This is a genomic window from Sphingomonas sp., from assembly GCF_019635455.1.
Taxonomy (GTDB): Bacteria; Pseudomonadota; Alphaproteobacteria; order Sphingomonadales; family Sphingomonadaceae; genus Sphingomonas.
Window position 1 is genome coordinate 32,502 of record NZ_JAHBZJ010000004.1, and the last position, 23,237, is coordinate 55,738.

20 protein-coding genes, 1 tRNA gene and 1 pseudogene are annotated in these 23,237 nt (G+C 65.3%); 10 read left to right on the plus strand and 12 right to left on the minus strand.

All coding sequences use genetic code 11. The features are described from left to right. Position 1: 1 nt before the first annotated feature. Both KF783_RS06640 and KF783_RS06645 read right to left on the minus strand, forming a co-directional pair. Positions 2–4,618: an NAD-glutamate dehydrogenase domain-containing protein gene (locus KF783_RS06640; protein ID WP_294077631.1), complete on the minus strand. Its 4,617-nt coding sequence runs from the start codon at positions 4,616–4,618 to the stop codon at positions 2–4. A 122-nt stretch (positions 4,619–4,740) separates the two neighbouring features. Next, on the minus strand, positions 4,741–6,048 hold the full coding sequence (locus tag KF783_RS06645; protein WP_294077632.1) for a hypothetical protein: 1,308 nt from the start codon (positions 6,046–6,048) through the stop codon (positions 4,741–4,743). Between the two features lie 164 nt (positions 6,049–6,212). Here KF783_RS06645 and KF783_RS06650 point away from each other — a divergent pair. From KF783_RS06650 to KF783_RS06690, 9 genes and pseudogenes are all read left to right on the plus strand, one after another. After that, a tRNA-Thr gene (locus KF783_RS06650) sits at positions 6,213–6,288 on the plus strand. 198 nt (positions 6,289–6,486) lie between these two features. Then, on the plus strand, positions 6,487–7,017 hold the full coding sequence (locus tag KF783_RS06655; protein ID WP_294077633.1) for a hypothetical protein: 531 nt from the start codon (positions 6,487–6,489) through the stop codon (positions 7,015–7,017). Between the two features lie 212 nt (positions 7,018–7,229). Continuing rightward, positions 7,230–7,889: a glycosylhydrolase-like jelly roll fold domain-containing protein gene (locus tag KF783_RS06660; RefSeq protein ID WP_294077634.1), complete on the plus strand. Its 660-nt coding sequence runs from the start codon at positions 7,230–7,232 to the stop codon at positions 7,887–7,889. A 153-nt stretch (positions 7,890–8,042) separates the two neighbouring features. Continuing rightward, positions 8,043–8,336 (plus strand): HU family DNA-binding protein, encoded by a 294-nt coding sequence (locus tag KF783_RS06665; RefSeq protein WP_294077636.1) that lies wholly within the window; start codon positions 8,043–8,045, stop codon positions 8,334–8,336. Between the two features lie 291 nt (positions 8,337–8,627). After that, positions 8,628–9,179 (plus strand): integrase arm-type DNA-binding domain-containing protein, encoded by a 552-nt coding sequence (locus KF783_RS06670; protein WP_294077637.1) that lies wholly within the window; start codon positions 8,628–8,630, stop codon positions 9,177–9,179. A 10-nt stretch (positions 9,180–9,189) separates the two neighbouring features. After that, positions 9,190–9,438: a hypothetical protein gene (locus KF783_RS06675; protein ID WP_294077638.1), complete on the plus strand. Its 249-nt coding sequence runs from the start codon at positions 9,190–9,192 to the stop codon at positions 9,436–9,438. Further along, complete coding sequence (locus KF783_RS06680) at positions 9,435–9,758, plus strand: tetratricopeptide repeat protein (protein WP_294077640.1); 324 nt, start codon at positions 9,435–9,437, stop codon at positions 9,756–9,758. The genes KF783_RS06675 and KF783_RS06680 overlap by 4 nt, the downstream gene beginning before the upstream one ends. 45 nt (positions 9,759–9,803) lie before the next feature. Next, positions 9,804–9,950: pseudogene (locus tag KF783_RS06685) on the plus strand (transposase); the annotation flags it as partial. 270 nt (positions 9,951–10,220) lie between these two features. Beyond that, positions 10,221–10,385 (plus strand): hypothetical protein, encoded by a 165-nt coding sequence (locus tag KF783_RS06690; RefSeq protein ID WP_294077641.1) that lies wholly within the window; start codon positions 10,221–10,223, stop codon positions 10,383–10,385. 57 nt (positions 10,386–10,442) lie between these two features. On the opposite strand, the gene KF783_RS15790 is transcribed toward KF783_RS06690, so the two are convergent. From KF783_RS15790 to KF783_RS06740, 10 genes are all read right to left on the minus strand, one after another. Beyond that, positions 10,443–10,802 (minus strand): TrbC/VirB2 family protein, encoded by a 360-nt coding sequence (locus tag KF783_RS15790; RefSeq protein WP_366511711.1) that lies wholly within the window; start codon positions 10,800–10,802, stop codon positions 10,443–10,445. Positions 10,803–10,806: 4 nt separating this feature from the next. Continuing rightward, positions 10,807–11,817, minus strand: coding sequence for a P-type DNA transfer ATPase VirB11 (virB11, locus tag KF783_RS06700; protein ID WP_294077953.1), 1,011 nt, complete (start codon positions 11,815–11,817; stop codon positions 10,807–10,809). 2 nt (positions 11,818–11,819) lie between these two features. Continuing rightward, complete coding sequence (locus KF783_RS06705; RefSeq protein WP_294077643.1) at positions 11,820–12,935, minus strand: TrbI/VirB10 family protein; 1,116 nt, start codon at positions 12,933–12,935, stop codon at positions 11,820–11,822. Next, a complete protein-coding gene (locus KF783_RS06710; RefSeq protein ID WP_294077645.1) occupies positions 12,932–13,636 on the minus strand; it encodes a TrbG/VirB9 family P-type conjugative transfer protein in 705 nt (234 codons plus the stop codon). Before KF783_RS06710 ends, KF783_RS06705 begins: the two co-directional genes overlap by 4 nt. Further along, on the minus strand, positions 13,633–14,373 hold the full coding sequence (locus KF783_RS06715) for a VirB8/TrbF family protein (RefSeq protein ID WP_294077647.1): 741 nt from the start codon (positions 14,371–14,373) through the stop codon (positions 13,633–13,635). The genes KF783_RS06710 and KF783_RS06715 overlap by 4 nt, the downstream gene beginning before the upstream one ends. Then, positions 14,370–15,572 (minus strand): type IV secretion system protein, encoded by a 1,203-nt coding sequence (locus tag KF783_RS06720; protein ID WP_294077648.1) that lies wholly within the window; start codon positions 15,570–15,572, stop codon positions 14,370–14,372. The genes KF783_RS06715 and KF783_RS06720 overlap by 4 nt, the downstream gene beginning before the upstream one ends. Then, positions 15,569–17,941: a VirB4 family type IV secretion/conjugal transfer ATPase gene (locus KF783_RS06725; protein ID WP_294077649.1), complete on the minus strand. Its 2,373-nt coding sequence runs from the start codon at positions 17,939–17,941 to the stop codon at positions 15,569–15,571. The genes KF783_RS06720 and KF783_RS06725 overlap by 4 nt, the downstream gene beginning before the upstream one ends. Beyond that, a complete protein-coding gene (locus KF783_RS06730) occupies positions 17,920–18,204 on the minus strand; it encodes a VirB3 family type IV secretion system protein (RefSeq protein ID WP_294077651.1) in 285 nt (94 codons plus the stop codon). The genes KF783_RS06725 and KF783_RS06730 overlap by 22 nt, the downstream gene beginning before the upstream one ends. A gap of 3 nt (positions 18,205–18,207) precedes the next feature. After that, on the minus strand, positions 18,208–18,519 hold the full coding sequence (locus KF783_RS06735; protein ID WP_294077652.1) for a TrbC/VirB2 family protein: 312 nt from the start codon (positions 18,517–18,519) through the stop codon (positions 18,208–18,210). 195 nt (positions 18,520–18,714) lie between these two features. Continuing rightward, a complete protein-coding gene (locus KF783_RS06740) occupies positions 18,715–19,002 on the minus strand; it encodes a hypothetical protein (protein WP_294077653.1) in 288 nt (95 codons plus the stop codon). Between the two features lie 4 nt (positions 19,003–19,006). On the opposite strand from KF783_RS06740, the gene KF783_RS06745 reads away from it, so the two are divergent. Further along, positions 19,007–23,110 carry an RHS repeat-associated core domain-containing protein gene (locus KF783_RS06745; RefSeq protein WP_294077654.1) on the plus strand — a complete coding sequence of 1,368 codons (4,104 nt, stop codon included), beginning with the start codon at positions 19,007–19,009 and terminating at the stop codon, positions 23,108–23,110. The last annotated feature ends 127 nt before the right edge of the window (positions 23,111–23,237 follow it).

The window sequence follows — 23,237 nt, forward strand, 5'->3', positions numbered from 1 at the left end:
CTCACCGGCCCAGCAATACCCGGGCCTGGCCGGCGATCTGGGCCAGCATCGCCGCATTGGGTGCCGGCGCCCGCTTCGCCCGATCGACCAGCGACACGAACTGCGCCACCCGCGCCGCATGTTCGTGGAGCCACGCCTGCACGTCGGCACGCGGGTCCGCGTCGGTTCCGCGTGCCAGGAACTCCAGCCGCAACTGCTGGAAATCCCGCGCAAGGCCCGCGATCAACAGCCGCTCCCACGGATCGCCCGCGACGATCCGCGCCGCATTGGCCTGCGCCCAGTCCAGCCCCAGCGCCTGGCCCAGATCGGTGAAGGCGTGGGTCAACTCGGTCTCGTCGATCCCGCGCCGCTGGCCCAGATCGGCCAGGCCCACCGCCCCGTCGAGTTCGAAGATGCGGACGATCTTCGCCACCAGCGCGGCGGGCGCGCCGGCCTCTTCCAGCTGCGCGGCGATCCGGCCCGACTGGGCGATCGCCTCGTCCTTCAGCAGCTTCTTTGCCTGTTTGTCGAGCGCCGCGATGCCGGGCTTCAGGCGGCCGATCACGCTGCCCGTATCGTCGCCGGGACGGCAGACGCGCAGCAGGTCGGCGATCTGCGACCGCGTCGCCACCGCGACCTCGTCGAGCAGCGCGATCCGCGCGCCCTCGCTCATGTCGCCGGTCTCGATCGCTTCCCAGATCGCGTCGAGATGGAAGATCCGCTCCGCCACCACGAACATCATCGCGATGTCGTGGAGCGAGGATCCCTCCTCCTCGGCCAGTTCGAACGGGTGCAGCGCGCCCAGCCGGTTGATGATGCGGTTGGCCAGCTTGGTCGCGACGATCTCGCCGCGCAGCCGGTGCTCCTCGATCGGCTTTCGGAATTTCTTCTGCATCGCCGGCGGGAAGGCGGCGAGCAGATCGGGCTCCAGTTCGGGATCCTGGCCCAGCCCGCCCTGTTCGATCGCATCCTGAAGCGCGAGCTTGGACGTCGCCAGCAGTACCGCCAGTTCCGGACGGGTCAGGCCCTGGCCGTCCTTGGACCGGCGCAGGAATTCCTCATTGGTCGCCAGCCCCTCGACCGCGCGATCCAGCCGGCCCGACGCCTCCAGAATCTCGGTCAGCCGCACATAGCTCGGCACCGCCAGCGGGCCGTCATTCTCCATGAACGACAGCGCAAGCGTTTGCAGGCGATTGTCCTCCAGGACCAGGTGCGAGACATCGTCGGTCATCGCGACCAGCAGCTTGTTCCGCTCCTCGATCTTCAGTCGGCCCTCGATCACCTCGCGGTTGAGGGCGATCTTGATGTTCACCTCATTGTCCGAACAATCGACGCCCGCCGAATTGTCGATGAAATCGGTGTTGATGCGTCCCCCGCTCAGGGCAAAGGCGATGCGCCCCGCCTGGGTAACGCCCAGATTCGCGCCCTCGCCGATCGCCCGCGCGCGGATGTCCTCGGCATTCACCCGCAGGCGGTCGTTGGCGGGATCTCCGACCTCGACATGGGCCTCGCTCGCCGCCTTCACATAGGTGCCGATGCCGCCGAACCAGATCAGGTCGATCGGCGCCTTCAGGATCGCGGAGATCAGCGCACTCGGCTCCATCTCCTCGGCGTCGATGCCCAGCGCCTCGCGCGCCTCGCGCGACAGCGGAATCGATTTTTCGGTGCGCGCGAACACGCCGCCGCCCTTGCTGATCAGCTTGGCGTCATAATCGGCCCAGCTCGATCGCGGCAGCTGGAACATGCGGTCGCGTTCGGCCCAGCTCTTCGCGGGATTCGGATCGGGATCGATGAAGATGTGACGATGATCGAACGCGGCGACCAGCTTGATCGCCTTGGACAGCAACATGCCGTTGCCGAACACGTCTCCTGACATGTCACCGCATCCGACGACCCGGATCGGATCGGTCTGAACGTCGATGCCCATTTCCAGGAAGTGGCGCTGTACGCTGATCCACGCGCCCTTGGCGGTGATCCCCATCGCCTTGTGGTCATAGCCCTGCGACCCGCCGGACGCGAAGGCGTCACCCAGCCAGAAGCCGTGATCGATGGCGATCGCGTTCGCCACGTCGCTGAACGTCGCGGTCCCCTTGTCCGCCGCGACGACGAAATAGGGATCGTCGCCGTCGTGGATCACGACCTGTTCGGGATGCACCACCTCGCCCGACACGATATTGTCGGTGATCGACAGCAGCGACCGGATGAAGATGCGGTAGCTTTCCTTGCCTTCCTCGAACCACGCGTCGCGATCGACGGCGGGGGAGGGGAGCTGTTTGGGGTAGAAGCCGCCCTTCGCACCGGTTGGCACGATGACCGCGTTCTTCACCCGCTGCGCCTTCATCAGGCCCAGGATTTCGGTGCGGAAATCGTCGCGCCGGTCGGACCAGCGCAGTCCGCCGCGCGCCACCGGGCCGGCGCGCAGGTGGATGCCCTCGACCCGCGGCGAATAGACCCAGATTTCGCGCCAGGGCAGCGGCTGGGGCAGGTTGGGAACACGCGCGCTGTCCAGCTTGAACGCAAGCGCCTCGCTGGCGGCCGGCGCATAGGCGTTGGTGCGCAGCGTGGCGCGAACGACGCCGGCGATCGCGCGCAGGATGCGGTCGTCGTCGATCGCGCTCACCGCGTCCAGCCCGCTGGCGATCGCCGTATCGGCCGCCTTGATCGCTGCCTCGCTGCCCTTTGTGCGCTTCGGATCATGCGCGGCGGCGAACCGCTCGACCAGCGCGGTCGCGACGCCGGTCGCGCGCCGCAGCGCCTCGACCACGGTCACCAGTCCATAGGACAGGCCGGTCTGGCGCAGATAGCGGAACCATGCACGCAACAGCACGACCGATGCCGGCTCCAGCCCGGTCTCGACGATCAGGCGGTTGAACGCGTCATTCTCGGCCCGGCCTTCCAGCACCGCGGCGATCGCGTCCTCGACCACGGCGGTCTCGCCCTTGAACGCGCCGCCGGCGGGCAGTTCCAGCTCGAAATCGTGGATATAAGCCTCGGCGTCGCCGTCCAGCGCGGTCGGGACTTCCTCGATCACCCGGAATCCGAAATTCTCGAACACCGGCACCGCGTCGGACAGCGGCAGCGCACCGCCCAGGCGATAGAGCTTGATCCGCGTCTTGCCATCCTGCTCGAAAATGCGGACCGACCGCGCCTGCGGATCGGCCAGTCCGGCGATGCGCATGATATCCTGCGCACCTTCCTCGGGCGGATTGCCGTTGCGATAGCCGAACGGGAAACAGGGGGCGTAACGCAGCGCCAGCCGCGCCGCGCGCGATCCGGCGAGGCCCTGATCGACCAGCGCGCTTTCGACTGCCGGCAGCCATCCGCGCACCATGCGCTCCAGCTCGACGTCGAGCGTCGCGGCGTCGGGCATGCGGCCCTCGCCGCGCAGGTCGAGCGTGTAGCGCAACAGCGCGACCGGCCCGTCGTCCAGTGCGATCGACCAGCTGATCTGCGTCGCATTCGCCTCACGCTCCAGCATCTCGCCGATCGAGACGCGGCGACCGGTCGATACCTCGTCGCGCGGCAGCCAGACGAACGCGAACAGATGCCGCCCCAGCGCGCTGCGGATCAGGACGAGCTTGGGCCGCGGACGATCGGTCACCGACATCGCGGTCAGCGCGATCTGTTCCAGCGCTTCGGGCGGGAAGGCGGTGGTAAGATCATGCGGCAGACCGGTCAGCGCGTGCGCCAGCGCCTTGCCGGTATGGCCGCGCGGATCGAAGCCGAACTTGGCCTCCAGCGCGGCGATCCGCGCGCGCAGCACCGGCACCTCTTCGGGCGAGGCATGCAGCGCGGCGCTGGTCCACAGCCCGGCATGGACCGACAGCCCGGTCACCTTCGGCCCGTCGCGCAGCGGCACCAGCACGAGATCGAGCGGCGCGCGGCGATGGACCGACGAAATGAGGTTGGACTTGAGCAGCAAAGGCGGCTGTCCGCCGTCCTCGAACCATTCGATGGCCAGCTTGCGCGACGTATCCGCCAGCAGCGGCGTGTCGTGCTGCGTCCGACAGATGCCGGCGGCATCCTCGATCGCGCCGTCGCGCCGCCAGTTCTCATGGCCGATCAGCGTCATGCTGCCGCCCTGGAACCAGCGCAGCAGCGACGCGCCCTCGGTATCCGCGACGCGGTTCGCATCCTCGCTCATCGCCCGGCGCAGTTCGGGCCAGTCGGTCACCGCCGCGCGCACATCGGCCAGATTATGTTCGAGATCGCGGATCAGCCCGCTGCGGTCGCGCGCATCGGCGCGCTCCATCTCGATATAGACCATCGATTCGCGTGCGCCGCCGCTGCCGATCCCGGCCAGCGTACCGTCGCCCGCGCGCTCCACCGACACGACCGGGTGAATGACGCGGCGAATGGCGATGTCATGCGCGGCGACCGTCGCCGCGATCGAATCGACCAGGAACGGCATGTCGTCATTGACCACCGCCAGCCGCATCGAACGACTGTCCTCGTCAAAGCCGGTTTCCAGCGCGATGCCCGGCTTGCCCGGCGCGCGCGTCGCGGCCGCTTCCGCCACGAAACGTGCGGCGGCCACCCGCGCATCGGTATCGAACCCTTCGAGTTCTGCGGGAAGGGCGCCTTCGGTCAGGCGGTTCAACAGCGCCTCGGCGAGCGACTTGATCGGCGTCTTGCTCATGGCGCGCGCTATGCGCCTGCTGGCCGCACGGCTCAAGACTTGCTGCACTGCACCGTTACAATTGAGACGAAATTTCAGGCACTACCCGCAAAGGGTCACTTTGCTGCGCACAATGCTGCGGTTCAGGCCGCAACCTTGCGCACCGCATGGCGGGCGAGCGACACGTCGTCGTCGATCCGTCCGACCACGTCCAGCATTCCGTCCTGGCCCGCGCGCGCAAGCAGGATCACCAGATCCGATCCACCAGCGGCCAGCGGCACATGCGCCAGCGGCGCGCGCGCCATCAATTCGGCGCGGATGCGATCGAACGTGTCGGGTGGGGCCACCGGCCTGCGATGCGCGCGTTCGGCCTTCACGATCCCCTTGATGCCGCCCGGCATGGTATCGAGAAAGCCGTCCAGGCCGCCGCGCGCCACCCCGGTCCGTCGCGCGTGGCTCAGCACGGTCGCGAATTCGGTCAGGCGTTTCTTGTCATAATCGGCACCGAACACCAGCTTTGCCGGCGCGGTCATCGGCGCGCGCGCCTGGACCTTCACCCCGGCATCGTCCAGCAATTCGCGATATCCATCGGCATCGGCATCGGCGGCCAGCGCGAAGTCATAGGCACGGGACAGGGCGCGGTACAGCGACGCGCGGCTGCGCGTGTCGGCGGCCCGCGATGCGGCCGCGCTCTCGCGTGCCAGCTGCAACTGGTCGGCAAGCGCCGGCGACTCGTCGCCCTGCATCGCCGGATTCTCTTCCGGATCGTCTTCCGTCGCATCGACTTCCGTCGCGTCTGGCGTGCTGAACCCGGCGCTCGGACCATCGGCCCAGATCGGATTCGATTGCGCCGGGGGCGGGCAGGCGCGCCGCGCCTCCTCGACCTCACGCTCCAGCCTGGCCTGGGTTTCGGCGTCGACCAGTTCCTTCCAGTTGATCACGCCATAGATGAAATCGATCGCATCCCCGTTGGAGGAAAAGGGCATCAGGATGCCGCGATACAGCGTCTGGTGGCCGCGCTGGCCGACGAACTCGGCTTCGAATCCGATCGGTGCGCGGTTGGCAATGATCTGGAGGTAATGGTCGGTCAGGCGCGAGAGCAGCGAGCGGCTGGGTACTTCGGCGACATGGCCGATATCAGCGGTCACGCCGCATTCCTCGCGCAGAGACGCGCCCAGGAACCGGATTGCCGGATCCTCGATCCCCGCGGTGAAATCCAGCAGCACGCTGTGCGGGCCGAAATCGGCGATGTTCGTCGGGTCCAGATCCTCGATCGCGGGATAGGCGCGCCCGCGCAACAGCGAGACCCAGTGGTTATAGGCGCGCACATGCATGCGCCGCTCATCGGTCCCGATCGCGATCCGCGGCCGATCGTCGGCCGAATCGCTCACCCCGACATCGTCCTCGCGATCGGTTTCATAGCGGTCGTGCAGTCCGCGGGCGGTGTCCATGCGCATGCTCCACAGAGGGGGTTTGCCCTCGATCCGGGAAACTTTGCGCATGGCGTGGTAAATCTTGCGTAAAGGCGAATTCGCGATCCGGCCACGCGCACCGCTTGTCAGCCGCGAAAGACGCTGGTAAGCGCCGCCACCTTCACCGGCCAAACCGCCGGCACGCCGCTTTAGCTCAGTTGGTAGAGCATCGCATTCGTAATGCGGGGGTCACAGGTTCGAGTCCTGTAAGCGGCACCAGATTTTTCAAAGACTTATTCGGAAATCGTAGCAGGGTGGCGGAGAACGCCCCACCGTATCCCCACCGGGATGCGGCTAAATAGGCCTGGCTTGCGTCGCCTCAAAACGTCGAATCCGCCATTGGAACCGCCCCATGCTGCATGGTTGCTGCCGCGTGGAACACGTGAGTATCTTGAGCGCGGCTAGTTTGGAGCGGGCATGTCATCACAATTGATAAGCGCGGGTCTGGCTGTGGCTGGGCCGATATTGCTCTCCAGCTTCGTCGGGGCTGTCTCTGGCCTTTGGGTTTTCAGGCAGCAGAACAAGGAACGTTTGTGCGCGGCGGTCACTTGGGAGTGGCGGCAGGGATACAACGGGGAGATGGACGAGGAACCCTACCTGGCTATCCAGAATACCTCCAGTATGCCTTCGTATCTCGTCGGCGCGCGTATCATGAAAGGGTATCTGTGGCGCAGTCAGGTGGCAAAATATGCGTTCGACTATCCCGAAGTGACAGACGGTAACTTCCCGCTTCAACTCAAGCCTGCGTCGGTCACGAGCTTTCCTTTAGCCAAGTATCGTTTCGACAACGAAGCGGCGAAAGCGAGCCGGTGGACACAGTTGCTTGGCCGTCTGGGGCGGAACTATTTCTGGATCGAAGTACGAACCCTGGCGGGAAGGAAACTAACTGTCGGCGCAAACGACGCGACCAGTTTTCAGAAGCGGCCAAAGTGGCTTGGAAAAGGTTAGCGCGGATCGCGCGGAATTGGTCGCATCTGCTGGTGCTGAGCAGTTCCGGTGGCGTTTGATGTTCTCGCACGCTGCTTGTGCAAGTGACTACCTACGGGCGGGGTGGGGGGCATGAAGTCGCGTCGCCTTGCCGGTATCGCTGGTCGCCTATGCCGTGGCAAACCTCGGCTTGCTCAGCCGATATCGACGCTGGGTCGTACAAGCGCGTAGCGATGCCGATCTTCTGGCGGCGCTATGGATCCGAAATCTCCTGGTGGATTGCGGATGGTCGAACAAGCGTCCCGCTCGAACTTGAGGCAAATGATGCGATTTTCCTCATGTTTCGAAAGCCGGCGGTCGCCTCCAGCTTTCGTACTCAATCACCGCGCTACCTCCCGTTGAAAACGATCGATGGGCCGTGGCAACTGAGCTTTCCACCCGCCCATGGCGCTCCCGCGTCAGCGACCTTCGCAACCTTGAAGTCTTGGTCTGTGAGCGATGACCCGGGAATTCGCTACTTTTCGGGGACGGCGCGCTACAGCAAGTCGGTCTCGCTTGGAGATTTGCGGACGGGCGGACGCCTGCTTCTCGATCTGGGAAGGGTCGCAAATGTCGCAGAGGTCTTCGTTAACGGGCGCTCGGCTGGAATTGCCTGGAAAGCACCGTATCGCGTGGAGATCGGCGGGCTGGTTCGCAAAGGTGAAAATCGGATTGAGATCGCTGTCGCAAACCTCTGGCGCAATCGATTGATCGGAGACCTGCAACCCGGCGCCAACGGTCAATTTGCGATCAGCGCCTATAACCCGTTCACGAAGGACAGCCCCTTAATCGAATCCGGCCTGGTCGGTCCGGTCAAAATGATCGTCGAAGCAACGGCTGCTGACGAGCGATAGGGGCGTAAGCAGCCGACGGCAACGGACGACGAAAGCGCGCCTGCAAAGGGGTGGACAGACGTTCAAGTCCTGACGTGACTTCGCCATATAAACATGCAGGATTGACTGCTTGTTCTTGCCTTTGCTATTCGGTCATATGAAGGGTGCGATGGGATGACGATTAGTGAGCTTGCGGAGATTCTCGCGGCGAATTCAGTACTGAATCGACGGGAGGCACGCTCCGCGATCGACCTTGTTTTTGACACGATCGCCGACCGTGCGGCTCGCGGGGACAAAGTTTCTATTGTGGGCTTTGGGAAGTTTGAAGGCAGGGTGGTTGCCGCTAAGGTGGGTCGCAATCCAAGGACAGGCGAGGCAATGGCTATTCCGGCCACGCGCCGCGTTGTCTTCTCTCCTGCCGAGGCGCTGAAGGTGCGGGCTGAAAAAGCCGGTGTTTCTAGTCTCTGAAATAGAAACGTCTGCCTTCGGGACGACGGGGACGAGCGCTTGTTCGCCTGTCAACTGTTGGCGTGCAGATCTACTGAAATTTCCCAATGATCTAAGTGCCCATTGGGGTGGTGTATGGGGCACCATTTCTCCATTCGCCAATGACCACTGTTGGTTGTGAAAACCACAGAAATCCGCCATATATTGCGCTGGCACGATCGCCGGCATTCGCCATTGATCGCCCAAAGTCGGGCGCTGATGGGGGCTTGTGAGGGGGCCTTTTGGATGTGATAAAAATGGAAGGCCCCCAGCATGTCGCTCACCGACTCAGCGATCCGCGCGCTAAGGCCTCGGGAAAGATCATTTAAGGTATCAGATGAAAAAGGTCTGTATCTCCTTGTCACGCCCGCTGGCGGGCGGTTGTGGAAGTTCAAGTTTCGAACTCAGGCTGGGATCGAGAAGAAGCTGTCTCTGGGGGCTTACCCGAATATCACCCTGAAGGGCGCTCGCGAGTTGCGGGACCGGGCACGATCGCAACTCGCCAAGGGCCAAGATCCCGCTGAGAAGAAGCGCCAGGACAAACGGCTTGCGCGGATAAACGCCGAGAATACGTTCAGTGCGATCGCAACCTCATATATCAAAAAGAACCGCCGTGATGGCCTGGCTGAGGCGACGGTACGAAAGCGAGAGTGGTTCCTTAGCTTGGTTGCCAAATCGCTGGGCGGTCGACCCGTCACAGAAATTCAGCCGCATGAGGTGTTGGATGCGGTGCGCCCTTATGAAGCCGCGAAAAACGACGAGAAGGCGCATCGCACGCTACAGTTTGTTGGGCAAGAGTCCGTTCGGGGCTCTGCCTGCACTTGACGAGGCGGCGATGGTGGTCAGGGCCGCCGCAATTCTCGCCTGCTCGGAGACGCTCGAACACAGGGAAAAGGCTTATCGATCAGCGACCTCCGCTTTTGAGTTGTATGGTGCGGCCGCCTTACCTCTAGACCAGGCAGCGCGAGTGGTGTTGGCGCGCCTCGGCAATTTCCCCGCCCTATTGACGCGCGATCAAATTTCGAACTCGCTCCAAAACTTGCCAGTTTTGCTCGCCGCCGAAGAGCTGGAGGTATACATGTGAAATACTGCGCCGAGACGGGTATCAACCGCCTGGGCTACGACCTGCTGCGCAACGGCTATCCTGCCCTTGCCGAGGATGTCTTCCAGCTGAACGTGACGCTCCATCCGGACGACGGATCCTGGTACGACAGTTGGGCTGACGCGCTCAGCGCGCTCGGTCGGACCGACGACGCGATCGCGCTCTACCGGCGAGCCCTTGAGTTGCGCCCGGATGCGAAGGACACCGCCGATAAGCTTAAATCCTTGGAAGAAATCCGGGGGCCAGTGAGCCTTAAATGGGTTCCCCGGTCTAGGCTCTGGACTCAATTATCTTGCGGGTAGAGGAGGGTGCTGATTCAGGGCTTCTGCTTGGAGCGGAGACGTTGGATGGCGCGGCAACTGACGTGGCTGAGCGATGCGGAGTGGGCAAAGATCGAGCCGCTTCTTCCGCAGGGGCGCAGCGGAGCGCGTCGGGTCGATGATCGCCGTGTGATCGCGGGGATCATGCATATGCTCAAGAGCGGCGCGCGGTTCTCAGGCTCTATCGGCAGCAAGTCTTTCAGAGCGCGCCTTCTGCCTCGGTCACATCGCCCCGGCTCAAACCTGCCTTCCAAAAAGCAGCCTTGAATCAATGTCACCGGCTCGCGTCAATCTGGTTCTTGAATCCAGATCGACGCGCCTCTTTGCGAAGACAGGGCATCGGGCTATCCAATGCCAATGGGCGACGGCGGATATAAAGGTGGCGCGACGGTCGAAGGCCGGTGGGGATGTATAGCCTCCGCCGTCCTGGGCGCACCTGTCTTCATGTTCCTGCTGATTGTCGATGCGTTGGGCGACTGCGTGCCGGATACCGCTTGCAAGAACGGCTTTCTGACCCAAGTCTTACTACCCTCCGCTGTCATCGCCATCGGGGTCGGCCTTCTCGTCCGCTGGGCAGTGAAAACAGCCAGGCAGAATAACCCTGACTGAGCGCCGCTGCGCTCACGCTAATTTGTCCACGCCGCCTAGCCTCTCGGAGGTCGGTCATCACCTTATCGGGACCGATGCGCCGGCATAGGGGTCGTAGGGTGCCGGGCTCGGGGGGGATTGTGATGGGATCGGCGCCGGCGGGGAAAGCGCCGCGCGTTCGTTCGATCCTCCGGCGGCCACTCCCAGCCGCATCAGGCCGTCCGCGATTGCAGGTGCGCCGAACAGGATGAAGCAGCCCATGATGGCCGTTGCGCCGCGCTGGACGTGGATCCGCCCGGTCAGCATGCCCAGTCCGATCGCGGCGACCGCGATCACCGCGACCGTGGTGGCGAGCGTGCCGAGCAACGCCGCCTGGACCCACTGCACCGCCGCGACCAGCGCGCCTGAACCCGCCGGGCCGGAGAGCGCGTCCGTCATCACCTCAGCCGCCTGCGCCGGGCATCGCGCGCAGCTTCACCTGCGAGACATGGCGCCGCCCGCCGGTGCGGGTCAGCTGGACGAACACGTCGATGGTCGACCGCACATAGTGATGGACGTCCGCGCGTGAGAGCTGCGTGCCGGTTTGCAGCACGAGCAGGGCGATCTGGTCGATCGCGCCATCCGGGGTGTCGGCATGAACGGTCGTCATCGATCCGGGATGGCCGGTATTGACCGCGCGCAGAAACGCGAACGCTTCCTCGCCACGCAATTCGCCCAGGATGATGCGATCGGGGCGCATGCGCAGCGACGCGGCGACGAGGTCGTTGGCGGTGACCCGCGCCTCGCCAAGCGCGCTGCGCGGGGCGATCAGGCCGATCGCATTGTCGTGGCGGAGACGCAGTTCGGCGGTATCCTCGATCAGGATGAGCCGCTCGCCTGCGGGGATTTCGCGGAGCAGCGCGTTGAGGAAGGTCGTCTTGCCGGTCGCGGTGCCGCCGGAAATGAGGATGTTGCGCCGCGCCCTGACCGCAGCGGTGAGCATGCCGGGGATGTCGTCCGATGCCAGCAGGGCATGGAGGTCGGCGTCGATCGCATGTGCGTCCGCCCGATCCCGTATGTCGAACGCGCCCGTCGCCACATAATCCGCGAGCGACAGGTCGGGCGACACATGTTTGCGGATCGCGAATGCCATGTCGCCGCGCGTGGCGGGCGGGGCGACGATCTGGACACGCGCACCGTCGGGAAGGCGGGCGGAGAGCAGGGGGTGCTCGCGACTGATCCCCTGATGCGCGAGCGCGGCGATCTGCCGCGCGAGCCGGTCGAGCATCGTCCGGTCGAGCGCGTCCACCGCGTGGCGCTCGATCGCGCCGCCCGTCGTTTCGGCCCACAGCTCGCCGGGGCGGTTCACATAGATGTCGGTCACGTCCGCGCGTGCCAACACGTCGGCGAACGGCGCCAGATAGCTGTGCAGATAGACCTGGCCCGTGGTCGCCGCCGGCGCCGTTTGCGGCATCGTCACCGATCCGCCTCGACGCCGGTGAAATCGAGGTCGCGGGCCACGAACACGCTGATGCTGGTGCCGCGCTTGACCGAAAGGGTCGGCGGGATCCGTTGCGGCTGGACCGCCTGAGCCGCGACGTTCGCGCCGGGCAATGCGATGACGGTCGCCCCGCCAATCTCACGCGTGGCGAGGTTGCTGCCGATATCGAGCATCGATTGAAGGATCGCGTCGCCGAACCGCTCAAGGAAATGGGTATCGACTTTCCCCCGGATTCCGGTTCGCCCGAGCGTGTCGGCGAGCGGGGAGCCGATCGCGATCGTCGCGCCATCGGGCCGGATCAGCCGGGTCCAGTCGATCAGCGCGCGTTTCTGGCCCTGCGCGGCATCGGAGCCATATTCGCCGATCAGGCGGCTGCCGCGCGGGATCAGGATGCGTGTGCCGTCGAACCCGCGAACGTCGCGCGACACGATCGCGCGCGCAAAGCCGGCCCGGCTGGAATCAAGCGCGGATTCGAGGACTGCCGGGATCAGTGTCCCCTGTACGATCGTGGTCGCGCGATTGGCGAATGCACCCGCGCGTGCGCGGGCCGTATCGCGCGCGGCGCCGCCCCCGCCCGCTGCGCCATCTTCGCGACGGTTCCCGCTTGCGGCTGCGGGCTGCGGCATGTCGTTTCGCGTCGGCCCGCCATTGTCGATCACCAGAAGCGGCGATCCGTCGCGCTGCACCGCGCGGGGGGTGGCCAGAGCCGGTGCGGCCGGCGGCGTCATATAGGGAGCGAATTGCGGGATCGCGTTGGGGACCGACGGAGCCGGGGCGTGACGTGGCGGCGTTGGGGTGGGCGCGGGGCTTGCGGTCGCGATCGGCAGCGCTGGCGCCACCTGCGGCTGGGCAGGGGGAGGTGGAAGGGGGAGCGGCGGCGGCGCTCCCCCGCCCAGATCGACTGGCGCCGACGCGATGGCGGGGGCGTTGCGTGCGCGGCGCTGCGCATCGAGCATGGTGAACAGGACCGCTCCTGCCAGTAGCGGCGCCCCAAAAAGCAGCCACATCGGCATCGCGCGCCGCTCCACGCCTACGCTTGGCCGGATATCGACCTCGCCCGATGGTGTCCTGGTGGCGTCAGGCGCGGTCATCGGTTCCTGCCGCTCCTGCGGACGGCAAGGGCGGTGCGATCATCGATGCGGAATCGCAAGCGGCGCGACACGCCATCGATCACATAGAGGCCGTCGCGCATCATCCCGTTGACCAGCGTTTCGCGGCCGCGCGCATCCACCGCATAAACGGCGGGCAGCGCCGCTTCGTCGGGCCAGCGGATATAGGTGGCGGTGCCGTCGTCGCTGATCGCTGCGGGTTGAAGCATGCGGTCCCCGTGTACGCGATACAGGGTTTCGACCACGGCCCGGGCGGGTCCGGCCGGCGACTGCATCGCGGCGGCGGCGCGCGGATAGGTGAACCGCACCGTATAGGCCATGTCGGGGGACGGGCCGGGAAGCGGTTGAAGGTCGAACAGATAGGTGCGCGCATCGGTGACCACGGTCATGTTGGTCGATACGCCCGCCAGCACCGGCTTGATGAACAGATGCCCGCCGCGCTTGGTCGGCACGACGGCCCAGGCACCGCTGTCGCCGACCGCGACGCTCTCGATCGCCTCGTCAGGCGCGAATTCCAAGCTTAGCTGATAGCCGGTCGCGACCTCCAGCATCACGACCTGTTCGGGTCGATAGGCGATCGATTGCAGTCGCGGATCGCCGCCGCCCGGCTGGGGCCGGACCTGTGCCTGGGTGCCGCTCGCGAACGTTGCGACAAGCGCGACCGCCAGCGCGAGCGGCCTCATTGCGGCGATCCCCCGGCCGGCATCGGGGAGGGCGGCGCGATTGCCGGATCGATCGTCCGGATCGCTTCGGGATCGCGGCGATAACGCAGCACCTGAAAGCCGAGCGGGTTCAGATAGCGGTCCTCCACCCGCATCGGCTCGCCCGAATAGCGATAGCGCAGCACCGCGACGAACGCGCCGGTGACGCGCGGCCGGGCGCCCGCATCGGTGCGCGTCGTTTCGAACCGCACCATCGCGGCGCCGGGGCCGAGGGGCGAGACGCTCTTCACCGTCGTTTCGACCAGGGTCGCGCGCGGGTAGCGGTTGAGCGGGCTGTCGGGGAAACCCGGCTGCATCGCCGCGATATAGCGGCTACGTGCGCTGTCGGCGGACCACAGCGCGACCTTGCGGTAATTCGCCTGGAGCGTGTCGATGTCGAAGCTCTCACGCGCGATCACATATTGGACGAGGAACGATTGGGTCAGCGCCGTGTCGCCGCTGATCCGGGCGGGGTCCAGCGGCTTGACGGCCTGGACGAACCCGGTCTGCCGATCGACCATCAGCGTCAGCGGTTCGACGGTCTTGAGCGGGGTCATCAGCATCAGCGCGAACGCCTGCAACACCGCGATGGTGCATGCGCCGCCGGCGACGATCCAGGCGATGCGCCGCGACCTGTACAGGCCGTCCCGCCGATCCTGCGCCCAGCTGGCCGCCTCGCGATAATAGGCTTCGCGCGCCTGACGCGGATCCTCCTTCACGGGCGTCGGTCCCGGCGTCCGGCGCTGGCCGACACGCGCGCGATCGTGCGGCGGCGCCCGCTCTGGCCCAACGGGACGGTGATCGGCGCATCCGCGTTTCGCGATGCGGCGTCGATTGGCACGCGGCTGCTCGACGGGGTGTAGATCATTGCGACACCCGCGCCGGACTCGCGGCGCTGGCTGGCGCTCACCGCTTCGATGATCGCCGCCGCGCGCGACTGGCCGGCGGGCTGCGGATCGACGGCGGCCTCACGCGTCGGCCGCTCCGCGTCGCGCCCCTCTTTGGAGCGCGTTGCGGGTACGTGACCCGTCGGATGCAGCGCGGGCAGGTGAAACCCCATCGCGACGCGCGCCGCCGCCCACAGCATCGCCGCCAGCAGCAGCGCGAAGGTCGTCGCCACCACCAGCAATTCGGCCGGGGCATCCGGCACCGCGATCCGCGCGTCACGCGCCGTCAACAGGCTCGCCAGCCAGGGTTCGAGCAGCGCCAGCTCGACCGCCAGCACGATCGAGACGCCGAGCGCGCCGATCGCCGAACCGGCCAGCACGCGCAGCCATCCCGCAAACAGGCCGCGGGTCGCATCGAACAACAGAAAGGCGATGAAGAAGGGCGCGAGCGCGAGCAACAGGCCGGCAACGATCCGCACCGTCGCGAACGCGCCGACGATTCCGCCCAGATAGACGATCCGCGCGCCACCCAGTGCAAAGGCATCGAACCCGGCGATCGGCGGTGGCATCCGCTCCGCCGCCTGAGCAAGCGTCGTCGGCTGGCCTGCACCGGCGATCGCGAGACGCACCATCGCGCGGTCGGTTGCTGCCAGCCGCGCGACCATCCCGCCCTGTGCGCCGGGGAGGCCGGATGCGGCGCCGATCGACGCGCTGAGTTCTGCCGGCCCGCGAAACACCGTGTCATAGACGACCGTGCGATAGGCGGGCCAGCCGGTCGCAAGCGTGAGGACCACGCCGATCTTCACGAACGCAAGCACCCCCGCGCGGACATCCGGCACATGGCCCAGCATCATCCGATAGCCGTGAAGCGCGATGAACAGCGTGAGCAACCCGGCAAGGATCAGCGAAAACGACGATCCCGGTTCGCTCAGCGCCCGATAGCCGTTCGCGCCGATCGTCTGCGCCTCGCAATCGATGAAGCGGAGCAGGCCAGGCAGGAATCCGTCGGCGGGGAGGGTGGGACAGGTCATGCGATATCCAGCAGTCGGGGCATCCAGTCCTCCGGCGCATCGCCCAGGCTGACGCGCAACTCGTCCAGCAATCGCACCGTCCGCTCGCGCCCGGACAAGATGGTGAGCAGATCGCGCGCGCCGCTCAGGTCCAATCGCGCGACGACGCTGTCATTGCCGTGTTTGATGAGGAAGCAATGCGCGCTGTCGGGCAGGCCGCGCACCAGGTCGAATTCGTGCGCGGTCAGGCCGAACCCCTGCATGTAATCGGCGGCGCGCGCCTTTGGATTGGCCATGAAGATCTGGGTCGCCGCCTGCTCGATGATCGCGCTCGCGATCCGGCTTTCGAGCGCGTCCTGCGCGCTTTGCGTCGCGAAGCCGACGATGCCGTTGCGCTTGCGGATGGTCTTTTCCCAGTCCTTGATGCGCCGCACGAACACATCGTCGTCCAGCGCCTTCCACCCTTCATCGACGACGATGATTGCGGGGCTGCCGTCCAGCCGTTCCTCGACCCGGTGGAACAGCACCATCATCGCCGGCGAGCGCAGCACCGGATCGTCCAGGATCTGCGTCATGTCGAACCCGACCGTCGCCGCGCCCGGATCGGTGAGGTCCACCGCGTTGTCGAACAGCCATGCGCGTTCGCCCGCCCCCCACCATGGCCGCAGGCGCGACCACAGATCGGCGCCGTGCGGGCGCTGTCCACCGCGATAGAGTTCGACCAGGTGGGACAGGCGGCGGTGCGGCAGCGGTTGCGCGAAATTCGCATCGATCGAATCGCGGATGGCGCCTAGCTCCTCCCCGTCCGCGCCCCCGGCGAGCAGCGCGATCCAGTCGATCAGGAACTGGCGGTTGACCGCGCTGTCCTCCAGCTGGAGCGGGTTGAGGCCCGACGGAATGCCCGGGCGCAGCACGTCATAGCGCCCGCCGATCGCGCGGATGAACAGTTCGGCGCCGCGATCCTTGTCGAAGAAGATGATCCGCGGGCGGAACCGCCGCGCCTGGGCGAGGAGGAAGTTGAGCACCACCGTCTTGCCCGATCCCGACGGTCCGATGACGGTGAAGTTGCCCAGATCGCCCTGATGGAAGTTGAAATGATAGGGGCCGGCCGCCGTCGTCTCCAGCACCGTGACCGCCGGCCCCCAATGATTGTCCTGCGCGGTGCCGGCGGGGAAATTATGTCCGCTCGCCAGCCCCGCGAAATTGCGCGTCGAAATCAGCCCGCGTCGGGCGATATAGCTGAAATTACCGGGGAATTGCGCCCAGAAGGCCGGTTCGACCGCGATATCCTCGCGCACCGCGATCGCGCCGAGATCGGCGAGCATGGCCTGCGCCTCGGCAATTCCTTCATCGACGATGGCCGGCGACGCGCCCCGGATCGCGATGGTCATGTGATGTTCGCCGAACCCGGCGCGCCCGGCCGCGACATCGTCCTTGGCGCTGGCCAGTTCGGCGCGCAGGCTGAGCGCCTCGTCCTCTGCGGAGCGCATTCGCCGGAGCGCCAGGTTCATGCGAGAGAGCGCCGCCTGCCGCTCGACAAAGCCGAAGCTCTGCCCGATCGTCAGCTCGAAGGGCATCCGCAACAGCTCGTCGAACATGCCCGGCGCGGTCTGCGCCGGATAGTCCTTGAGCGAGAGCAGCCCGATATAGCTGGCGGCATGCCCGCCGGCGGCCGCGAGTTCGACCGTTTCCTGCCCGAAACTCACTCGTCGCCAGGGAAGATACCGGCCGATATCCTCGCGCGGCAGCAGCACCGGGCGCAGTTCGCCGTTGTAGAGGCCGGAGAGGAATTCGAGCGGCTCAGAACACGGTCCCTGCCGCGTTTCGTAAACGCTCAACAGGCGCGCGCCGTAGCTGCCCAGCGCGGCCAGCAGCGCATCGCGCGCGGTGTCGAGCTGGCGCAGGTCATGGGCGGCGGCGGCGTCGCGATCGATGGCCGACGTGCCGAGCCAGCTGCGCACCCGGTCGAACGTACCCAGACGGCCCTGCATCGGGCGGCGGACCAGCGTCAGGAACAGCTCGTTCGCATAGAGCTGCTTCGAGGCGAGCCGCGCGCGCCATGCGGCATCGACCTGCCGGGAGAAGGTGTCGGGAAACTCGCCGTCGATCTGCGGCTCCACCCGGCGGCGCACGATATGGTGATAGAGCGCGAAACGCGACGATCCGATCGCCTGTAGCATCGCATCGCGCAACCGCTTGCGGTAATTGAGGTCCTCGCTGTCCGCCGTTTCGAAATGAAGGCCGCGCAGGTGGATGACCTGCATGAGCAATCCGTCTCGCGTTTCGATCGTGCGATCATCGACATGGCGCGCATAGGGCAGGTGATCGCCGGCGGGTTTCTCGCGCGCGATGATCCGTGGGTCGCCGGTCAGGGGCGATAGGAGTTGCATCGCCACACCGCATGGTTGCGGACCCGCGGGCAGCGCCCGGCCCGGGTGAGCCACAAATCGAAGACGCGCGGCTCACGCAGACACAGCAACACGCCCGCGCCGTGGACGATCAGCGCGAGCGCGAGCACCCAGGGCGAGCGGAACACCAGAAACAATTCGGTCGCGATCACCGCGTTGGCGACGAACCAGCTATAGGTCACCCCCGCGAACATCTGCGGGCGGGTGAGCGCGACGAACACGATATCGCGTTCCAGTCCCTCCATCGCTCAGCCGCCAAGTGTCGCGGTCGACTGGATGCCGGCGACGATGCTTGCCGCGCCGAACAGGATGAAGCAGCCCAGGATGACCGTTGCGCCATGGCGCCAGTTGATCCGCCCGGTCAGCATCATCAGGCCGACCACCGCGACCGCGATCACCGCAACCACGGTCGCGAGCGTCCCCAGCAGCGTCCCCTGAAGCCATTGCACCGCCGAGACGAGCGCGCTCGATCCGGCCGGGTCGCCCGCCATGTCCTGCGCCAACGCCGTGCCGGGCAACAGTGTCGGCACCGCAAGCGCCCATCGCCAAAGACCGTTCACTGCCCCTCCAGTCCTGAATCGCAAAAGACCTTTCGATCCTAGTCGTCCGGCCGTCGAAATAAATAACGAACCGGTCACGGATGAACCTGAATTGCATCCGATATGGACAAATGAAAGATAACTATCCGCCCGTCGATGAATTACTCCGGTTCGGACCAATCTTCATATTGTGCGAGATCGGGAATTTCGGCCTCTTCATATGATCTGAATGCGGGGGGCATATGATTCGTATCGGACGATTGACGCCGCGAAGGGTCCGTGAGTGGGGTTGCGGCGGCGCCCCGGCTCTCCACCGCGATCCACGATGATACGGCACCCCACCGCAAACGCGATGCGACGGCCGCCGGTCGCATCCCGCTCCGCGCGACGCGCATCGAAACGATCGATGCCGCAATCACCTGCGGCGCCCGCTTCTGTGGTGCGTGATCGGGCATCCCCGCCGATCGGCGAAAATTCAGTCATGAGGAAGAACGTCTTGGCCAATCTGATGTCCCGCTTGCTGGTGCTTGCGGCGCTACTGACACCCGCGACCGCATGGGCGCAGGTCGTGAACAGCGCAGTTCCCCCGGATACGGCCGTGGTCAGCCCTGGCGGTGTCGATATGGTTTCGGGGCAGTATCGCGACACCACCCGGGATTTGGTGATCGGCCCCGAGGGTGCAGGGGGACTGGCGCTCGATCGTGTCAACCGCGGGGCGCGGCTGTTTCGAACCAACTGGTACCTTTACCTCAAAAACAAGACGCAGTGGCACAAGGACGAGCAGGGCTTTCCGGTCGTCGATTCGATCCGGCTGATTTCGCACCGGGGCGCACTGGCGAAGACCTTTCAGGCGGAACTCGACTATTCCGCGATCACCGACATGAGCCGGAGCGCGAACGGCCTCGACAAACTCGAGCGGATCGCCAGCGGGTCGAATTACTATTACCGCCACACGACGACCGATGGCGTCGTCACGACCTTCGAAGTGACTGCCGATGGCCGCAATGCCTATGCCACGACGGTCGTTCATCCCGATGGCGCCGCGTTCTCGCTTACTTATGACAATGGTGGCCCCAATGGCGCGAGGCGACTCAAGCGGGTGACCAGCAATGCCGGTTATCAACTGATCTTCGAATATTTCGGCGGATCGGACGCGCACAAGATTCAGAAGGCGTGCGCGATCAACCTGGCAAGCACGACGCCGCCAGGATCGGACGTCTGCCCCAGCGGCGCGCAGTCCGTGAGCTATGGCTATTCGGGCGATCGCGTCGCCAGCATTACCGATTCCGCCGGGCAGGTGAGCACGATCGTCAACAATTTCTCGGGTAGCGGCCCCTATACGCAGCTATTCTACAAACCCGGCCTCTCCTCGCCATATCTCACCAACACGCTGTCGATCACGGACGGGATTTCCGCGCTCGATGCGAGCGGGATGGCGGTAACGCAGCAGGTGTTCGCCGATGGCCGAACCTTCACCTATTCCTACACCGATCTTGATCCCCAGACATCGGATCCGGCGATCGTCGGCGGCGGCTATGCCCGCGGAACCGGCTGGGTAGAGAACGGCACGCTGGCGACGGCTCTGGGATGGAGCTACCGGCAGGAGGTGGTGAACGGCAATGTCGGGCCGCTATACGTTCCGTCTTCGCCCGAAATGATCATTGATCCGCTCAATCGCGTCACGACGAACGAATTTTCCGGCGCGCCGTACATGCCGTATCAACGGCTGATCAAGCGGACGCTGCCCAATGGTCGGGCCGAAAGCTTCACCTACGCCAACGGTTTTTTGAGCCAGCGAACATTGAGCGCGGCGACCGGAAGTTCGGACGCGCCGATCTCTGTATCGATGACCTATAATTGCACCACATGGGTCGTCTGTTTCAAACCGGTCACGGTGACGGACGCGCGTGGCAACACGACGGATTACACCTACGACACCACCCATGGCGGGGTGCTGACAGAGACCGGGCCGGCGCCCATGTCGGGAGCGGCGCGTCCGCAGAAGCGCTACACCTATGGTCAGTTCTACGCATGGTATCGCAACACGTCGGGCAGCGTGGTCCAGGCGGCGACGCCGATCTGGCTGGTGACCGAGATTTCGGAGTGTCGCGACTCGAGCGCCGGGAATCCGGCCGCGTGCGTCGGCGGCAATGACGAGATCAGGACGGTCTTCACCTATGGGTCCGCGGGCAGCGCGAACAATCTGCTGCCGACTTCGAAATCGGTGATCGCCTGGGATAGCGCGGCGGGGGCGATGACGACGCTCACCACCAGCTGGACCTATGATGCCAATGGCGACAAGCTGACCGAGGACGGGCCGATGGCCGGCAGCGCGGACACGACCCGCTGGCGCTACGACGCGATGCGGCGGGTGACCGGCGTGATCAGCCCCGATCCCGATGGCGCCGGCACCGGCAATCCGCATCCGGCGGTGCGCAACAGCTATGACGCCGCCGGCCGCCTCATCAGCGTCGAAAAGGGGACGGTGGCGAGCCAGTCGGACACCGACTGGGCGAATTTCACGGCGAGCGAACGCGTGGACACGAGCTACGACCTGCTCGACCGCAAGCTGACCGAGGCAAAGGCGTCGGGCGGCACCATCCATATGCTGACCCAATATAGCTACGATCTCTACGGCCGCCTGGAATGTACGGCGGTGCGGATGAATCCGGCGGCCTATGGCTCGCTGCCCAGCAGCGCCTGTGCGCTGGGGGCGGAGGGGAGCTACGGCCCGGACCGGATCACCCGGAACCAATATGACGCTGCCGGCCAGCTGGTGAAGGTTCAGAAGGGCGTGGGGACCGCCGAACAGATCGACGATGCGCGCTACGAATATACGTTGAACGGCCAGCAGAGCGCGGTGATCGACGCGAATGGCAACCGCGCGCAATTCGCCTATGACGGGCATGACCGCAAGATCCGGTGGACCTTTCCTTCGCCCACCAGCGCGGGCGCGGTCAACGCGGCCGATTACGAAGACTATGGCTATGACGCGAACGGCAACCGCACCGCGCTGCGCAAGCGGGACGGGCGGACGATCGCCTATGGCTATGACGCCCTGAACCGGATGACCAGCAAGACCTATCCCGCGGGCGGGGCGCGGGCGGTCTATTACGCCTACGATCTGCGCGGGCTTCAGACGGAGGCGCGGTTCGACAGCGCGTCGGGCGGCGACGCGGTGCTGAGCAGCTGGGACGGGTTCGGGCGCCAGACGCTGAGCGTGAACAATATGGGCGCGGCGTGGCGCTGGCTCCGCTATGATTACGACGCGGATGGCAACCGTGTGCGGGTGACGCATTCGGACGGCACCTATGTGAACTATCATCGCGATGGCGTGGGGCGTCTTTATTATGCGGATCTGAACGGGACGACGCCGCTATTCTATCCGCCCTATGACGCGGCGGGCCGGGTGTCGAGTTTGCTGCGGCTGAACCAGTCGGCGTGGAACTGGACGTTCGGAACGGTCTTTGCGTATGACGGCATATCGCGGGTATCGAGCTATGGGCAGAGCTTTTCGGGTGGCGGGAATGTCACGACGGCGTTCGGCTATAATGGGGCGAGCCAGATCGTATCGCGAACGCGGGACAATGACGATTACGTGTTCACCGGCTATGCGAGCGTGGACCGCAGCTATGCGCGGAACGGTCTGAACCAGTACACGGCCGCGGGCAGTGCGAGCTTCAGCTATGACGCGAACGGGAACCTGACGTCGGACGGGACGACGGGATACAGCTACGACATCGAGAACCGGCTCATTGGTTCGACCGCGGGCGCGGTGCTGACGTACGACCCGCTGGGGCGGCTGTGGCAGGTGTACGGCCCGAGCACGGGGACGACGCAGTTCCTGTACGACGGCGACGCGCTGGTGGCGGAATATGACGGGTCGGGCAACATGCTCAAACGCTATGTCCACGGCCCGGCGGAGGGGGTGGACGACCCGCTGGTCGAGTTTACCGGCAGCGGCACGTCGTCCCCACGCTACCTGTTCGCGGACCACCAGGGATCGATCATCGCGATCGCCGACGCGAACGGCAATCGCACCAACGTCAACAGCTATGACGAATATGGTATCCCCGGCAGCGGCAACACGGGGAGGTTCCAGTATACGGGGCAGGCGTGGATCCCGGAACTCGGCATGTACTACTACAAGGCCCGCATCTACTCGCCCACGCTGGGGAGGTTCCTCCAGACCGATCCGATCGGGTATGACGATCAGGTTAATCTGTATGCTTATGTCGCAAACGATCCGGTCAATGGGCGTGATCCGGATGGGAAACAGAGCGAGTTCTGGGAAAGGGTTACCGACGTGGTTGTTGGAACCGCAGAAGTCGTCGTCGGTGGAGTTGGCGCTGGAACGGGGATTGCGATCGCCACTGGCGGCGCCCTTGCCGAGGTGCCTACGCTTGGCACGTCCACTGTTGCAGTTGCTGGCGGCGTTATTCTAACTGGCGCAAGCACCGCGCTAGCCGCCGATGGGGCAAGCAGAATTACACGAGGACTGACTGGCGCGCGCGGGCCAACGATCTCGGAAAATCGTGGAAATCAATCCCGAGGGCGTGGAGGAAAGCAGAATGTAAGGGGTGCTGGTCCCGGAACAAAAAAAAGCGGGTGAAAAAGCAGACGGAACGCGAAACAGAGCAGACAACGATGGGCGTCTTAAGGCTCCCAAGCCGCAGCCATCTCGGAATCCGACAGGCACTTCCCCTACACCAAGAAAATACCAAAATACCAAAGAGATG

Coding starts and splice junctions, on each gene's coding strand:
- KF783_RS06665 (WP_294077636.1), top strand. CDS start 8,043: ATGACGATTAGTGAGCTTGCGGAGATTCTCGCGGCGAATTCAGTACTG.
- KF783_RS06725 (WP_294077649.1), bottom strand. CDS start 17,941: ATGCAACTCCTATCGCCCCTGACCGGCGACCCACGGATCATCGCGCGC.
- virB11 (WP_294077953.1), bottom strand. CDS start 11,817: ATGCCGCAAACGGCGCCGGCGGCGACCACGGGCCAGGTCTATCTGCAC.
- KF783_RS06655 (WP_294077633.1), top strand. CDS start 6,487: ATGTCATCACAATTGATAAGCGCGGGTCTGGCTGTGGCTGGGCCGATA.
- KF783_RS06660 (WP_294077634.1), top strand. CDS start 7,230: ATGCCGATCTTCTGGCGGCGCTATGGATCCGAAATCTCCTGGTGGATT.
- KF783_RS06690 (WP_294077641.1), top strand. CDS start 10,221: ATGTTCCTGCTGATTGTCGATGCGTTGGGCGACTGCGTGCCGGATACC.
- KF783_RS06745 (WP_294077654.1), top strand. CDS start 19,007: ATGTCCCGCTTGCTGGTGCTTGCGGCGCTACTGACACCCGCGACCGCA.
- KF783_RS06730 (WP_294077651.1), bottom strand. CDS start 18,204: ATGGAGGGACTGGAACGCGATATCGTGTTCGTCGCGCTCACCCGCCCG.
- KF783_RS06720 (WP_294077648.1), bottom strand. CDS start 15,572: ATGACCTGTCCCACCCTCCCCGCCGACGGATTCCTGCCTGGCCTGCTC.
- KF783_RS06640 (WP_294077631.1), bottom strand. CDS start 4,618: ATGAGCAAGACGCCGATCAAGTCGCTCGCCGAGGCGCTGTTGAACCGC.
- KF783_RS06675 (WP_294077638.1), top strand. CDS start 9,190: ATGGTGGTCAGGGCCGCCGCAATTCTCGCCTGCTCGGAGACGCTCGAA.
- KF783_RS06705 (WP_294077643.1), bottom strand. CDS start 12,935: ATGACCGCGCCTGACGCCACCAGGACACCATCGGGCGAGGTCGATATC.
- KF783_RS15790 (WP_366511711.1), bottom strand. CDS start 10,802: ATGACGGACGCGCTCTCCGGCCCGGCGGGTTCAGGCGCGCTGGTCGCG.
- KF783_RS06710 (WP_294077645.1), bottom strand. CDS start 13,636: ATGAGGCCGCTCGCGCTGGCGGTCGCGCTTGTCGCAACGTTCGCGAGC.
- KF783_RS06670 (WP_294077637.1), top strand. CDS start 8,628: ATGTCGCTCACCGACTCAGCGATCCGCGCGCTAAGGCCTCGGGAAAGA.
- KF783_RS06645 (WP_294077632.1), bottom strand. CDS start 6,048: ATGGACACCGCCCGCGGACTGCACGACCGCTATGAAACCGATCGCGAG.